Source organism: Streptomyces sp. NPDC005774 (genome assembly GCF_042871645.1).
Taxonomy (GTDB): Bacteria; Actinomycetota; Actinomycetes; order Streptomycetales; family Streptomycetaceae; genus Streptomyces; species Streptomyces pratens.
The window spans coordinates 105,392-120,177 of the sequence record NZ_JBIAIV010000002.1 but is presented as its reverse complement, the minus strand read 5'-3'; the positions used below and the strand labels follow the sequence as shown (position 1 = coordinate 120,177).

Annotated in this window: 11 protein-coding genes, 1 tRNA gene, 1 other RNA gene and 1 pseudogene; 6 read left to right on the top strand and 8 right to left on the bottom strand. The window is 71.3% G+C overall.

Going from position 1 to position 14,786, the window contains the following annotated elements:
- Positions 1-161 precede the first annotated feature (161 nt).
- From ACFYQA_RS02750 to ACFYQA_RS02720, 7 genes are all read right to left on the bottom strand, one after another.
- The gene (locus ACFYQA_RS02750; RefSeq protein WP_388910601.1) at positions 162-1,712 is read right to left on the bottom strand and encodes a DEAD/DEAH box helicase; all 1,551 of its coding nucleotides are present in this window, start codon (positions 1,710-1,712) and stop codon (positions 162-164) included.
- A gap of 291 nt (positions 1,713-2,003) precedes the next feature.
- Positions 2,004-2,207, bottom strand: coding sequence for a cold-shock protein (locus tag ACFYQA_RS02745; RefSeq protein WP_042163016.1), 204 nt, complete (start codon positions 2,205-2,207; stop codon positions 2,004-2,006).
- Between the two features lie 362 nt (positions 2,208-2,569).
- Entirely contained in the window at positions 2,570-3,610 is a 1,041-nt protein-coding gene (locus tag ACFYQA_RS02740; protein WP_388910598.1) for an SPFH domain-containing protein, read from the bottom strand.
- Positions 3,611-3,614: 4 nt separating this feature from the next.
- Complete coding sequence (locus ACFYQA_RS02735; protein WP_388910595.1) at positions 3,615-4,046, bottom strand: NfeD family protein; 432 nt, start codon at positions 4,044-4,046, stop codon at positions 3,615-3,617.
- A gap of 478 nt (positions 4,047-4,524) precedes the next feature.
- Positions 4,525-5,769, bottom strand: coding sequence for a PP2C family protein-serine/threonine phosphatase (locus tag ACFYQA_RS02730; protein ID WP_388910592.1), 1,245 nt, complete (start codon positions 5,767-5,769; stop codon positions 4,525-4,527).
- 275 nt (positions 5,770-6,044) lie between these two features.
- Entirely contained in the window at positions 6,045-6,470 is a 426-nt protein-coding gene (locus tag ACFYQA_RS02725; RefSeq protein ID WP_388910589.1) for a type II toxin-antitoxin system VapC family toxin, read from the bottom strand.
- The gene (locus ACFYQA_RS02720) at positions 6,467-6,745 is read right to left on the bottom strand and encodes a CopG family transcriptional regulator (RefSeq protein ID WP_388910586.1); all 279 of its coding nucleotides are present in this window, start codon (positions 6,743-6,745) and stop codon (positions 6,467-6,469) included. Before ACFYQA_RS02720 ends, ACFYQA_RS02725 begins: the two co-directional genes overlap by 4 nt.
- A 162-nt stretch (positions 6,746-6,907) precedes the next feature.
- Here ACFYQA_RS02720 and ACFYQA_RS02715 point away from each other — a divergent pair.
- Positions 6,908-7,066, top strand: a pseudogene (locus ACFYQA_RS02715) (DNA-binding protein); the annotation flags it as partial.
- 134 nt (positions 7,067-7,200) lie between these two features.
- Entirely contained in the window at positions 7,201-7,812 is a 612-nt protein-coding gene (locus ACFYQA_RS02710; protein WP_388911080.1) for a WbqC family protein, read from the top strand.
- A gap of 303 nt (positions 7,813-8,115) precedes the next feature.
- Here ACFYQA_RS02710 and ACFYQA_RS02705 read toward each other — a convergent pair.
- Positions 8,116-8,203 (bottom strand) — tRNA-Ser (locus ACFYQA_RS02705).
- A gap of 71 nt (positions 8,204-8,274) precedes the next feature.
- Between ACFYQA_RS02705 and ffs the strand changes: the two genes are divergently transcribed.
- From ffs to ACFYQA_RS02685, 4 genes are all read left to right on the top strand, one after another.
- An RNA gene (gene ffs / locus ACFYQA_RS02700) (signal recognition particle sRNA small type) lies at positions 8,275-8,373 on the top strand.
- 67 nt (positions 8,374-8,440) lie between these two features.
- On the top strand, positions 8,441-10,825 hold the full coding sequence (locus ACFYQA_RS02695; RefSeq protein ID WP_388910583.1) for a DNA polymerase III subunit gamma and tau: 2,385 nt from the start codon (positions 8,441-8,443) through the stop codon (positions 10,823-10,825).
- 184 nt (positions 10,826-11,009) lie between these two features.
- Positions 11,010-12,272: a phosphoribosylamine--glycine ligase gene (purD, locus tag ACFYQA_RS02690; RefSeq protein ID WP_388910580.1), complete on the top strand. Its 1,263-nt coding sequence runs from the start codon at positions 11,010-11,012 to the stop codon at positions 12,270-12,272.
- 392 nt (positions 12,273-12,664) lie between these two features.
- Positions 12,665-14,572 carry a hypothetical protein gene (locus ACFYQA_RS02685; protein ID WP_388910577.1) on the top strand — a complete coding sequence of 636 codons (1,908 nt, stop codon included), beginning with the start codon at positions 12,665-12,667 and terminating at the stop codon, positions 14,570-14,572.
- Positions 14,573-14,786 lie beyond the last annotated feature (214 nt).

Here is a 14,786-nt window from a genome sequence, read left to right as displayed (position 1 = left end):
GCCTGTCGGCGTTCCTCAGGGGCATCGGAGACTTCTGCGAACGGACGAGGCCGGGGCGCGTCTGCGCCCCGGCCTCGTGATGATCGCGGTACCCGTAGGTGCCGCCTCGGCACCTACGGGGTGACCGTTGAGGGGCCGTTGAACGGCCCCTCAACGGCCCCTCAGCGGCCGCTTCCCTTGTTGCCGGTCGCGCTGCGGCGGGCAGCCTGCCCGGGACGGCGGCTGCGCCGGCTCCGGGACGAGGAACCCGTGCGTGCGGGCTGGCTCTGGGCGGGCGGCGGAGTGAGGACGACGGGCACGCCCGACGGTGCCTGGGCTCCGGTGATGCGGTTCAGTTCGTCCCCGCCCGGACGTACCCGGGTGGTCTGCGGGGTGATGCCGGCGTCGGCCATCAGGCGGGACATCTCCCGGCGCTGGTGCGGCAGGACCAGCGTGACGACGGTGCCGGACTCACCGGCGCGGGCGGTGCGTCCGCCGCGGTGCAGGTAGTCCTTGTGGTCGCTGGGCGGGTCGACGTTGACGACGAGGTCCAGGTTGTCGACGTGGATGCCGCGGGCCGCGACGTTGGTGGCCACCAGGACCGTGACGTGGCCGTCCTTGAACTGGGTCAGGGTCCGGGTCCGCTGGGACTGGGACTTCCCGCCGTGCAGGGCCGAGGCCCGCACACCGACGGCCAGGAGCTTCTTGGCCAGCCGGTCGGCGGCGTGCTTGGTGTCCAGGAACATGATCACGCGTCCCTCGCGGGCGGCGATCTCCGTCGCGGTGGCGTGCTTGTCGTCGTCGTCCACGTGCAGCAGGTGGTGGTCCATCGTGGTGACCGCGCCCGCGGACGGGTCGACGGAGTGCACGACGGGGTCGTGGAGGTAGTTGCGCACCAGACGGTCGACATTGCGGTCCAGCGTGGCGGAGAACAGCATGCGCTGGCCGCCGGGACGCACCCGGTCGAGCAGGGCGGTCACCTGCGGCATGAAGCCCATGTCGGCCATCTGGTCGGCCTCGTCCAGAACGGTGATGGCGACCTGGTCCAGACGGCAGTCGTCACGGTCTATGAGGTCCTTGAGCCGGCCGGGCGTCGCGACGACGACCTCGGCACCGCCGCGCAGGGCGCTCACCTGCCGGCCGATCGACACCCCGCCGACCACCGTGGCGATCCGCAGACGCAGCGCACGGGCGTAGGGGGTGAGAGCGTCGTTGACCTGCTGGGCCAGCTCCCGGGTGGGGACGAGGACGAGCGCCAGCGGGTGCCGGGGCTCGGCCCGCTGCCCGGCGGTACGCGCCAGCATCGCCAGGCCGAAGGCCAGCGTCTTGCCCGAACCGGTACGCCCGCGGCCCAGTACGTCCCGGCCGGCCAGCGAGTTCGGCAGCGTCGCGGCCTGGATCGGGAACGGGGTGGTCACGCCCTCGGCGCTCAGGGCAGTCAACAGCTGCTCGGGCATGTCGAGTTCGGCGAACGTCTCGACCGGCGGCAGCGCCGGGGTGAGGGTGGCCGGCGGCGCGAACTCCCCGCCGGACGCGGCGGGACGGCCTCCGCGGCCGCTGCTGCGTCCCCCCTTGACGGCGGCGCCGCGGGACGGACCGCCCTGACGGCCGCCCGACCCCTGGGAACGGACACGCCCTCCCCGCCCGGAGCCCGCGGGCTTGTCCGTACGGGAGCGGGACGAGCCGGCGTTGCCGGTGCTGTTGTTCGAACGAGCTGTGTGATTGCGGTTCATGCGGAACCTTCCTCGATGCGGCACGTATCGAGGAATTCCGCCCAACGGCGAGGTGCTGGCCGAATGAGAATTCGCAAGAATGAGCCGAAAAACGGTGAATCAGTGCATCGCTGCATCAGTGAGGCAGCGGCAAGCGGCCGCGAGTGGCGGGCCACGAGCACGAGTACGGCGCCGGCTTCATTGCCGGGCCGGGGAACGCAGTGGGCCGGGGCCCCGCGCCACAGGGGTGCGAGGTCCCGGCCACGCACTGCACGTCGGCGTCGGATACCGACGCCGGTGTCAGCGTACGCGTCAGGCGGGAACGATGTTCTCGGCCTGCGGGCCCTTCTGGCCCTGCGTGACGTCGAAGGTAACCTTCTGGCCTTCCTGAAGCTCACGGAAGCCGGAGCTGGCGATGTTCGAGTAGTGGGCGAAGACGTCGGGGCCGCCGCCGTCCTGCTCGATGAAGCCGAAGCCCTTTTCCGAGTTGAACCACTTCACGGTGCCAGATGCCATGCTGTATCTCCTTTTGGGCAGTGCCCGGGGTCCACACCTTGTGGACCCGTGGTCGCAACAATGATTCAGCCGGCTGTAATCCCGGGGAAGCCGCGAAGCCTCCCAGGGACGAAAAAAGAGTGCTCGTCGACGGAAGGTCGGAAGAGCACTCACAAGCCTCTGGTAACCAAAACTGCAACTCTTCACGGTAACACGGGTGGGACGCCGGTGCCCGGAACCGGCCTCGTCGGCTCGTCGGAGTCTCCCGGCTCCGCTCGAGCGGGGGCCCCCGTCCTGACGCCGGGAGACGCCGGCCGCCCCGCGGCTACGACAGCCAGCAGCCCCCGTGCACACCGGTACGGGGGCTGCGGGCTGTCAGGCCGTCAGCGGGGCGGATCGGACGGAAGGGCCTTCGGGAGGGTGCCGTCGGTCTTGGCGGCGTCGGCGACCGCCTCGGCGGCGGCTTCTTCGGCCTGCGCCGTGTCGTGGGCGGCCTGGACGGCCATGTCGTCGTCGACAGGTTTCTCGCGGGTGGCCGGCGACCGGGGCAGTTGTTCGGTGAAGGCTTGGGACACGCCCTGGAGTGCTGAGGTGATCTCGCTCGGAATCACCCAGAAGTTGTTGCCCGACCCCTGCGCGAGCTGCGGCAGTGTCTGGAGGTACTGGTAGGCGAGCAGCTTGGGGTCGGGGTCGTTGCGGTGCACGGCCTGGAAGACCTCGTCGATGGCCCGGGACTGGCCCTCGGCCTGCAGGATCGCAGCGGTACGGTTGCCCTCCGCGCGCAGGACGGCGGCCTGTTTGTCGCCTTCGGCGGTGAGGATCTGGGATTGGCGCTGTCCCTCGGCCCCGAGGACCGCGGCCCGTTTGTCCCGCTCGGCGCGCATCTGCTTCTGCATCGCGTCCTTGATGGTCTGCGGGGGGTCGATGGCCTTGATCTCCACCCGGTTGACCCGCAGCCCCCACTTGCCGGTGGCTTCGTCCAGCACGCCGCGGAGCTGGCTGTTGATGGTGTCGCGTGAGGTGAGCGTCTTCTCCAGGTCCATGGAGCCGACGACGTTGCGCAAGGTGGTGACGGTCAGCTGCTCGACGGCCTGAAGGAAGTTCGCGATCTCGTAGAAGGCCGCTCGCGCGTCGGTGACCTGGAAGTACAGGACGGTGTCGATCTCGACGACCAGGTTGTCCTCGGTGATGACCGGCTGCGGTTTGAAGGAAACGACCTGTTCCCGCAGGTCGATCACCGGGTGAACGCGATCGATGTAGGGAATGACGAGGTTGAGGCCGGGATTCAGCGTGCGATGGTAACGGCCGAGCCGCTCGACATTACGAGCGCGCGCCTGTGGAACGATGCGCACCGCCCGCACCACGGTGAAGATCGCGAACAGCGCGATGATCAGACCGGCGATGAGGAACGCAGAGGTCTCCATGTTTTCAGTCCCGGGGGTAGACGAAAGCTGTGGTGCCACTGATCTCTATGACGTCGACGGTCTTGCCGGGAGGAATCACCAGCGTCTCGTCATAGGCGCGGGCCGTCCACTCCTCACCGTCGATACGCACCCTGCCGCCCAGGCCCGACACCTCCGAGACGACGTAGGCGGCCTTGCCGACCAGCGCGTCTATACCGAATCGCGCCACCTGGGGCTGGAGCACGTGACGCACTGCGAGGGGGCGCACGAACAGCACGGTGACGGTGGCGACGACGGCGAACACCAGGAGCTGGAAGGGCGGCGAAAGCCCCAGCGCGGCGCACCCCGCCGTGACCAGTGCGGCGGCACTCAGCATTCCGAGCGCAGCGGTGAGGGTGAAGATCTCCGCCACAGCCAGCACGGCTGCGATGATCAACCAGATCAGCCACAGATCCATTGGGTACCTCTTCCGGCCGGCGCGGGCGCGAAGGGCTGGGCCCCACCATTGGACCCCGACAGGGGAGGATCGCGGTACCCCTGCGGGAGGAAAAACTGCCGAACGAGCGGAGACGGGGTGGTGCGACCCTCGCCGCAATTGTCTATTCCGTAGTTTACTCTCACTTTACCCGTTCTGGAGAGAAGGGTTCTCTCCTGACGGGACGTTTTCATTTCCTCCTCGGTGCCGTTCCCGCCCGGTGCCGTTCCCGCCGGCCGCCCCATGGCCCCCGGCGGACGCCCGCGGCTCCCCACGCGACGGCCGGGGCTCCGGCCGGTCGATGACGTGTGAGCGCAGCGATCCGCCTGGAGAACGGATGAGTACGAAGAGGCTCGTTCTGGCCGGAGTCGCGGCCCTGGCCGCTGGAGCATGCCCTCGAAGGCATCGATGCAGTCCATGAGATGTGGAACCTCATGGCGCCGAGCGGGCAGAGGCAGGTTTACAGGCGGACGACGATCAGAGCCACGTCGTCTCGTCCGCCGTCGGCCACGCCGAGGCGGGTGAGCAGGGTGTCGGCCAGTTGGTCGGGGCTGAGGGACGTGTGATGGCCGAGGGCATCGGTGAGGCGGTGCAGGCCGGCGTCGATGTCCTCGCCGCGGCGTTCGATGAGTCCGTCGGTGTAGAGCACGAGGGTGTCGCCCGGGGTGTAGGGCACCGTGGCCTGGGGGCGCGGGGTGCTGAGGTCGGTAAGGACGCCCAGGGGAGGGTCGGTGGCCTCGTCGAGCAGGACGACGGTGCCGTCCGGCCGGGCCAGGAGGGGCGGGGGGTGGCCGGCGCTGGTGTAGGTGATGCGCTGGTGGCGGGTGTCGACGACGGCCTTGGCCGCGGTCGTGGCCAGCGCGTCTTCGAAGGTGCGGGCGTACCGGCTCAGGACGTCCATCGCTTTGCCGGGTTCGTCGATGGCGCGGACGGCGGCGGACAGGGCGCTGCGGAGCATGCCCATGACGGCGGCGGCCTCCAGGCCGTGGCCGACCACGTCGCCGACCGCGACGGTGAACCGGTCGTCGGACAGGTCCACCACGTCGTACCAGTCGCCGCAGACATTGAGGGATCGGGTGGCGGGCAGGTAGCGCACGGCGATCTCGCGATGGCCGGCCAGGTCCGGAGAGCGCAGCATGACTTCCTGGAGGGCGAGGGCAGTACGGCGTTCCCGGTCGTGGGCTTCGCGGAGTTCCTCGTTGAGGCCCTGGAGTTCCTGCGCCCGCGTGAACAGTTCGGCCTCCATCGCCTTGTGCTCCCCGCTCAGGTCGTCCGGCCTGAGGTGGAGGGGGCGGGTCAGCACGAACTCGGTCATGTCCTCCACCCGGTGGATGATCCACCGCACCTCTCCGTCAGCTCCGAGGACGGGTGTGTTGACGGGCGACCACCACTTCTCCTGGAACACTCCCGGACGGCCGGAGACCGGGATGTCGTACTTCTGCACCGCTATCGTGTCCGGTTCCTTCGAGCGGACGACCCGCTGCAGGGAGGCCTGCAGATTGTGCACCCCGTCAGCGTCCGGATCTGCCGGATTGTCCGGGTAGGCGACGAAGAGGTACCGGCCGAGCAGCTCTTCCCGGGTCCGGTCCGTGACCCGCAGATAGGCCTCGTTGGCCTCGACGATCACCAGGTCGGGGTCCAGCACCAGACAAGGGCTGGGCATCACGGTGAACAACGCCCGGTAGTCGATCCGCGGTGTGGCCACAAACGCTCTCCTGTCCGGTTCCCCTGCCTCATTCCCAATTCTCGCCCATGCGTCCAGCCGTGAGCGGTGGTCTGCCGACTCACCGGAGGCGATGGGCTCGCGGGTGTGCCGGAGGCGTTCGACGCGGGCGACCCCATGGTGTCGTCCCCCTTGGTGTTCCCCCTGGGTTCGGCGGACGGGAGTGTCCTGACCTGGGGCGGAGCCGGACGTCGGACAGATGGTGAACGGCACTGGACTGAGGTGAAGGAGACCAGAACCGAGACCAGAGACCCGGGTCACACCTTCTTGACGACGATCGACTCCGGAACCAGCCTCTCCAGGTCGTCCACATCGGAGGTGAAGACGGTGACCTGCCCCTTCTGCCGGCGCGCGATGACGGCGAGTATCGCGTCGATCGCGTGCTTGGGGCCGTGCAGCTTGGCATCCGCCAGCAGGCGGCGGGCCTGGCGGGCCTCGTCCTTCCCGATGTCAGCGACTTCGAGCCGGGAGAGCACCCAGTCCCAGCGCTGCTCGGTCGTTCTGCCGTCGTACGCCTCGACCAGCGTCATCGGAGACGTGAGCACCTCGGCTTCGCCCCGGGCTGCGAGGTCGAGCCACGCGATCATCTTCCGGTCGCCGCGCACGGCCAGGGACAGGGCTTCGCAGTCGAGTACGAAGACGCGCAGCGGCCGCTGCCCGGGGTCACCGGACCGCTTCTTCACGCGGCCTCTCCGGCGCCGTGCGTGCCGGTGGCGTGCCGGCGCTCGTGCTCGGCGCCGAGGTCCTCCAACTCCTCGAACGCCGTGGTGCGCTCTTCTTCGGTGAGGGGACCGTGTTCCTCCTGCAGCCAGTCCGACAGTTCCCGCAGCCGGTCCCGGTCGCGCTTGAAGCGCAGCGCCTCGGCGACGTACGCCGGCAGGCCCCGTTCTGCCGCCTCCGCACGGATCTCGTCCAGGAGATCCTCGGGAATCGTCACCGTCACCTTCTTCGTCGCCATAGCAAGAGACCGTACTCGCGGTATCGCATTCCTTACCGGTGCCTTTTGCACGTGGGACGGTTGTCGCGGAAGGCATCGGCGTTCCGGGACGGAGACCGGCGTCCTCGAGGACGTTGAGCGGGGCGTGTGATTTTGGTGGCCTTGCGCTCCAGATGCCCGGCCATACTGATCAACGCTGGACTGCATGGTCACAAGTACGCCATCGACGCTGCCGTCGCCGAGATGGCGCTGCGGCAGCGCCGCCCGGTCGTCATGCTCACCTCGGGCATCGACGACATGGCGAAGCTCTGCGGCGACAGAGTGCGCCTCGTCGCCGTGTAGTCGACGCCCAGGATCCGAACGCCGGGGGCGGAAAGCCGGCCCGTACGCCCTTGCATTCCCTCAGGCATCGAAGAGCAGCGCCGCACCCACGGAGACGACGGCCGGCAGCAACATGAGAACGGCTCCGTGTACACATCTGTTCTTGTTACGGGCTCCGACTCGGAGCCCTCGACGAACCGAACCGTCGGCAGTGGCTCACCGTCCCCAGCCGCCTTCCCCACGGGCGGCCGACTCTCATCCGGGACGCGTTGATCGACGATCCCGACCGGGCCCGCCGGAAGACCGCGGGGATGCTGCGGCAGCACTACGGAGCGAGCCCACACTGGCCGGCCCTCACCCGGGTCCTGAACCCGGTGCTGGACGCCTTTGGCACCGGCAGGACCGCTGCCGTCGCCGCAGCCTCCACCCGCCTGCCGCTGGACCTGCTCCGCTGGCAGGGCCAGATCCTCACCAGCAGCGATCTGCCCTCCCGGCCGGGCCGCTCCCAGCGGCTCGCCGACCTCTCCGCCGTGACCGGCGCCCGCGCGTATGTGTGCGGGGTCGGCGGCATGGCCTACCTCGACCCGGCACCGTTCGCCACCGGAGGCATCGCCGTAATGTCGCTCCAGCCGCCGACGACCAACATCTGGTCCTCCAGCCGAAGGCTCAGCGCTCTGGGGGCGCTGGTGGCACTCGGCCCCCAGGATCCGGCCGCCCGCCCGCAGAAGCTCGCCTCCGGCCACGGCCTCCCGGTGGCCGCCGCTTGACCGCTGCCTGTTCTCCCCGAGGAGAGTGGTGATGCGCCACGTGGTCCGGGGCGAGTGGGGGCATCGGGCGTAGAGCGGGCTGCCTCCCCTTCCGCGCTGGGATGCCCGCCCTGGGAGCTCGGGCCGCGCTCCGCCTGCGGCCAGCTGACACGTTGCTACCGGCGGAAACCGCCATGTACTGGGCCCGTGCCGGGCCGCCCTCAGTGGGCGATAGTCGTGACTGAGACCAAAACTGAGAGCATCAACGTCGAAGGGCCCCGCAGCAAGCTGCGGGGCCCTTCGATTTCGTGCCCGGTGAGGCACTGGCGGAGGATAAGGGATTCGAACCCTTGAGGGGTTGCCCCCAACACGCTTTCCAAGCGTGCGCCCTAGGCCACTAGGCGAATCCTCCGCGAGGAACATTACATGACCGGGAGGAGTGCTCGCGAACTCGTTCTCCCCCGCGACATGGGGTAGCCTTTGCGCAGCCCCTCACGCGGCGCTATCTGACTGAACTCCCCCAGGGCCGGAAGGCAGCAAGGGTAGGTCGGCTCTGGCGGGTGCGTGGGGGGCGCTTTCGTGTGCCGTCCCTCTCCGTCGCGGGGCGGGGCGGGGTGGGTTGTCGGTGGGCGCCTATAACCTCGTAGTCGTGTCGTCTCTCGCGCTGTACCGCCGTTATCGCCCGGAGTCGTTCGCCGAGGTCATCGGGCAGGAGCATGTCACCGACCCGTTGCAGCAGGCGCTGCGGAACAACCGGGTCAATCACGCGTACCTGTTCAGTGGTCCGCGAGGCTGTGGCAAGACGACCAGCGCGCGCATCCTCGCCCGGTGCCTGAACTGCGAGCAGGGTCCTACGCCGACGCCGTGCGGTCAGTGCCAGTCCTGTCAGGACCTCGCACGCAACGGGCCCGGATCGATCGATGTCATCGAGATCGACGCCGCCTCCCACGGTGGTGTGGACGACGCCCGTGACCTGCGCGAGAAGGCGTTCTTCGGGCCTGCCGGCAGCCGCTACAAGATCTACATCATCGACGAGGCCCACATGGTCTCCCCACAGGGCTTCAACGCCCTGCTCAAGGTCGTCGAGGAGCCCCCGGAGCATCTGAAGTTCATCTTCGCGACCACCGAGCCCGAGAAGGTCATCGGGACGATCCGGTCGCGTACGCACCACTATCCGTTCCGGCTGGTGCCGCCCGGGGTCCTGAGGGACTACCTCGGCGAGGTGTGCGAGCAGGAGAACAGCCACGTCGAGGAGGGAGTGCTGCCGCTCGTCGTGCGGGCCGGCGCGGGTTCCGTGCGTGACTCCATGTCCGTCATGGACCAGCTGCTCGCGAGTGCCGGTTCCGACGGTGTGACGTACGCCATGGCCACCTCCCTGCTCGGGTACACGGACGGCTCGCTGCTCGACTCCGTGGTCGAGGCCTTCGCCACGGGGGACGGTGCCGCGGCCTTCGAGGTCGTCGACCGTGTGATCGAGGGGGGCAACGACCCGCGGCGGTTCGTCACCGACCTGCTCGAGCGGCTCCGGGACCTGGTGATCCTCGCCGCGGTTCCGGACGCCGCGGAGAAGGGGCTCATCGACGTTCCCGCCGATGTCGTCGAGCGGATGCAGGCCCAGGCCGGCGTCTTCGGCGCCGCCGAGCTCAGCCGTGCCGCCGACCTCGTCAACGAGGGGCTCACCGAGATGCGGGGCGCCACCTCGCCCCGGCTCCAGCTCGAGCTGATCTGCGCGCGTGTGCTGCTGCCCGCCGCGTACGGCGACGAGCGGTCGGTCATGGCCCGCCTGGACCGGATCGAGCGCGGTGTGAATTTCTCGGCGGGCGGCTCCGCAGCCGGTGTGCCCGCCATGGGGTACGTGCCTGAGGCCGAGGGGCACGGCGGTGGTGCGGGGACTCCGGTTGCGCAGGGGAGCCGGCCGACGGCGCCGGTTCCGCCGGGGGGCGGTCCGGCCGCGGCCCGGGCGGCGGTACGGGGGCAGGGGGTGCCCGGGCCCGATCAGCCTCAGCAGCCCGTGCAGGGGCCGGGGGCGGAGGCTGCCGCGGCTCAGCAACCTCCGGTCGCGGCACCTGCGCCTGCATCTGTACCTGCGCCTGCACCTCCTGCACCGGCTCCGGCAGCTCCGGTTCAGGCTCCGGCCGCGGCGCCGAGTGCGCCCGCACCGCCCAGTGCGCCGGCTCCCGGTGCCTGGCCCACCGCCGCCTCCGCCGGGGGCGGCCGGCGGCCCGGTGGCTGGCCCACGGCTGCCGCGGCGGGAGGAGGACAGGCTCCGGCCGCTCCGAGCGCCCCCGCCCCCACCCCGGCGCCCGCACCCGCCTTCGCGTCCGCGCCCCCGTCGGCCCCCGCACCTTCCGGAGGAGGCGGCAGCGGGCTCGACCCCCGGACGCTCTGGCCGAACATCCTGGAAGTGGTCAAGAACCGTCGGCGCTTCACCTGGATCCTGCTCAGCCAGAACGCCCAGGTGACCGGGTTCGACGGGACGACCCTCCAGATCGGCTTCGTGAACTCCGGCGCGCGGGACAACTTCCTGAGCAGCGGCAGTGAGGACGTGCTGCGGCAGTCGCTGGCCGAGCAGTTCAACGTGCAGTGGAGGATCGAGTCCGTGATCGACCCCTCCGGGGGCGGTGCGGCGGCTCCGGCCCCGGTCGGCGGCTACAGCGGTGGTGCGGGGTACGGCTCCGGCAGTGGCGCCGGAGGCACGGGCGGCGGGTACGGGGGTGCGGGCGGCAGTGCCGGTCAGCGCCCCGGCGCCTCCCAGCCGTCGGGCCCTTCGGGGGCTTCAGGGAGCCCGGCTGCCGCGGCCGGTCCTCCCGCCTCCGAACGGTCGGGCGGCGCCCCGACGGCCTCCTCCGCACGCGCGCCTGCCCCCGGCCCGGCGTCCCGGCCCTATGCCCCGGAGCCGCCGCCCCCCGTCTCCCCCGAGGACGACATCCCGGAGGACGACGATCCCGACCTGGACGAGTCCGCCCTCTCCGGGAAGGAGCTGATCGTCCGGGAACTCGGCGCGACGGTGGTCGAGGAGATCACGAACGAGTAGAGCGCCCGGCGACAGGGAACCGGCGACAGAGAACCGGTGGCAGCGACCCGGCGACAGCGGCCCGGTGACCCGGGTGGGGCCTGCCCGGCCGGCGTCCGGGTTGGAGGAAGCCACGAACAGGTTCGGCCCGGTCCTTCGGAAGCCCGTACAAAACGAACCTCCGGTTCCCGTTAGGCTGACCCCCGTGAAGGTCCTCGTCATCGGCAGCGGTGCCCGCGAACACGCCCTGTGCCGTTCCCTGTCCCTCGATCCCGACGTCACCGCGCTGCACTGCGCCCCCGGCAACGCCGGTATCGCCGAGGTCGCCGAGCTGCACCGGGTCGACGCCCTGGACGGTGCGGCCGTGTCCGCGCTGGCCACACGGCTCGGCGCGGACCTCGTGGTGGTCGGCCCGGAGGCCCCCCTCGTCGCCGGTGTCGCCGACGCCGTGCGCGACGCGGGCATCCCCGCCTTCGGCCCCTCGAAGGAGGCCGCGCGGCTCGAGGGCTCCAAGGCCTTCGCGAAGGACGTCATGGCGGGAGCCGGCGTGCCCACGGCACGGTCGTACGTCTGCACGACCCCCGTCGAGGCCGCCGAGGCCCTCGACGCCTTCGGTGCACCGTACGTCGTCAAGGACGACGGCCTCGCCGCCGGCAAGGGCGTGGTCGTCACCGACGACATCGAGGCGGCCAAGGCGCACGCCGACGCCTGCAGGCAGGTGGTCATCGAGGAGTACCTGGACGGCCCCGAGGTCTCCCTCTTCGCCGTGACCGACGGCGTGAGCGTGCTGCCCCTCCAGCCCGCCCAGGACTTCAAGCGCGCGCTGGACGGCGACGCGGGCCCCAACACCGGCGGCATGGGGGCGTACTCCCCGCTGCCGTGGGCCGACCCGAAGCTGGTCGACGAGGTCATGCAGTCGGTGCTCCAGCCGACCGTCGACGAGCTGCGGCGGCGCGGGACCCCGTTCTCCGGTCTGCTCTACGCGGGTCTCGCGATCACCTCGCGCGGCGTCCGCGTGATCGAGTTCAACGCCCGTTTCGGCGACCCCGAGACGCAGGTCGTGCTGGCCCGTCTGAAGACTCCGCTGGCCGGGGTGCTGATGGCCGCCGCCACCGGCAACCTCGCCGATCTGGAGCCGCTGCGCTGGAGCGACGACGCCGCCGTCACGGTCGTCGTCGCCTCGCACAACTACCCCGGCGCTCCGCGCACCGGCGACCCCGTCACCGGCCTGGACGAGGTCGCCGCGCAGGACGCCCCGCACGCGTACGTGCTGCACGCGGGGACGAAGCGCGAGGGCGACGCGACCGTCAGCGCGGGCGGCCGGGTGCTGTCCGTCACGGCGACCGGCGAGGACCTCACCGAGGCCCGCACCCGTGCCTACCGCGCGGTGGCCCGTATCCGCCTCGACGGATCCCAGCACCGTACGGACATCGCCGCGGAAGCGGCCGAGGCGGCGAAGACCGCGTAAAGGCTCTTGCGCGGGCCCGCGCGGGCCGACCGTGCGCCCCTGCCGCTCGGCGGTGGCTCGCGCGGCTGGCGCGGGCCGACCGTGCGGGTGCTGTCGGGCCGCGCCGCGAACGGCACTGAACCTCAGGGGCCTCGGATCCGTCTCAGGATCCGGGGCCCGATCTTTGCCGTCCGTCATCCACCTTTCCCCTGAGCCATTCCATCGAGTGACCGATGCGCTATCCGGCTGACGAGGGCCGGAGCCCCAACTAGGGTGCCGCGCAGGCGTTCCGCGCACTTGGCCCACCGGCATTGCGATGTCAGTGGCGGGTGCCACAGTGGGGGAGTGGGCAACGCCGGGACAGCGTCAGAACCGTCGGGAGGGGGGTAAGGCGGGTCATGAGCGGAGGCGGCATGAGCAGTGAGGCGGGCGCGCGGGCCGCGCGTTCACGGGCGCTCGCGGTGCTGCGCCTGCGCGGCAGAGCACTGGCCGTCGCCCTGCTGCCCGCGGCCGGTGCCGTGATCCTGCTGGTCGGCGCCCCCACCGGCCATTTCACCGGCCCCGGCTGGGACATCGCCCGCTGGACGCTCACGCCGCTCGCGGTGCTGGTCCTGCTCGCCGCCGCCGGGGTCGCCCTGGTCATCGCCCGTGCCCGGCCCGCCATGAGCCCGACGGTCACGATCGCCGAGGAGTCCGCCCCGGACCTGTACCGGATGGTGCGCGACCTCGCCGACCGGCTGGCCGTCCCCGTTCCGTCCGCGATAGCGCTCACCCCCGACTGCGACAGCTGGCTGGAGGACCGCACCCACCCGGCGCACAGCCGCACCCCGCCCGCCGAGGAGCACGGCGACATGGCGGACGTGGGCCGGCACCCGCATCGCCGGGCCGTCGCCGCGCCCGTGCTGGTGATCGGCTCCCCGTTCCTGTGGTGGATGCGGGTCGGCGAGCTGCGCGCGGTCCTCGCACCGGTCGTCGCCGGTACGGGGCCTTCGGCACACCCGGACATAGCCGCCGCCCGGCGCTTCGTCCGCGGTCTCGACGCGGCGGTGGCCGTGACCTCGGAGCACCGCCGCGGGCCGCTGTTCCGCGCGGTGTTCGCGGGCGTCGGCTGGGTCGCGCGGGTGCTGCTGCGCAGATGCCGGGACCATGCCGCGGAGATGGAGCGCGGGGTCGCCGCGGCGGCGGCCGAGCGTGCCCAGGCGGTGGACTACGGACTGCGGATCGTCGCCCAGGAGCAGGTGGGACTGGCGTACGCGGGCTGGGACCGGCTGCTCACCCGGGTCGCGCTGCCCGCCTGGCGGATGGGCCGCTGGCCCTCGCGGCTCAACGCGGGGGTGGTGGCCGCGCTCACCGAACTGTCCCGCCGGGACCGGCTGGCCGAGGGATTCGCCTCCCGCCTCGGCGAGCGTCCCGCCTGCGACCTGCTCGAGGAGCCCGGCACGGTGGACGAGGCCACCTCCCTCCTCGCCGCCCGCCTCTTCCACGGCGGCCCCGCCGGGCGCGGACCGGACTGGTCGCCGGTCCACTGGGGCGACTACCCGGAGGAGGTCGTCGACCGTAAGTGGCGTACGGACGCGGCCCGCCTCCACCGCGTCCTGGACACCCTCGGCGTACGTCCCGGCGTCGGGGCGGAGAGCCGGGGTCCCGACGGTCCGACGCTCTCCCGTGTTCTCGACCACCTGACGGGCCCCGGCCCGGATTCGGACCCGCGCCAGGATTCACGTCCGGAACCGGACTCCCGCGCGAAACGGCCTCCGCACGCGTCCCCGCCCGCCGGCGGAGGACGCGGGGCGGGCGGGGAACGAGAAGCCGCCCCCGTCGCCGGAGCCGACCCGGGCGACGACGAGGACCTCGTCGGTACCACCCCGCGCAGCGCGGCCCTGGCCGCCCTTATCAGCGCCGAAGTGGCCCGTGAGGGCGCGGCGGCCGCCGCGCGAGCCGCCTCGGCCGCGAGCGCTTCGACGGCTTCGACGGCTCCGGGCGCGCTGACCGCCCAGGCCCTGCCGGCCGCGCCGGCCGACCCCGCTTCTCTCTGGGACGACCGGGCGCTGCCCCTGCTGCCCCTCCAGCCCCCGCGTACCGGACGCGAACTGCTCGCCGACCACATCACTGCGATGGTCTGCTGCGCGGCCATGGACACCACGGGCGCGACCCCCGGACTCGACTGGCTCGACGGACCGGCTCTCCTCGTGGGAGGCGTACGCGTCACGGACCTGCCCGCCCAGGTCATGACGCTGATCGAGGACGGCGATCCCACGGCCCTGCGCCTGTGGCTGGCCCGGCAGGGCATACGCCCGGAGAAGCCGGTCCGGCTCGTCTGAGCAGGCCGGGCGGGAAGGCGGGAAGCGGGACGGCCGAAGAGCCGGAGTGCCGGAGCCGGCCCAGGCACTCAATACTTCCCCTCCGTTCCTTCCGTCCCCTCCGGACTGTCCCGGAACCAGCCCTTCCGCTTGTGGCCGATTCGCGACGAAGGGTGACACGGTGCATGCGTAATGTGATGTGCTTGGGCCGTTCGCGCTCCTCGGCCAGGGCTTG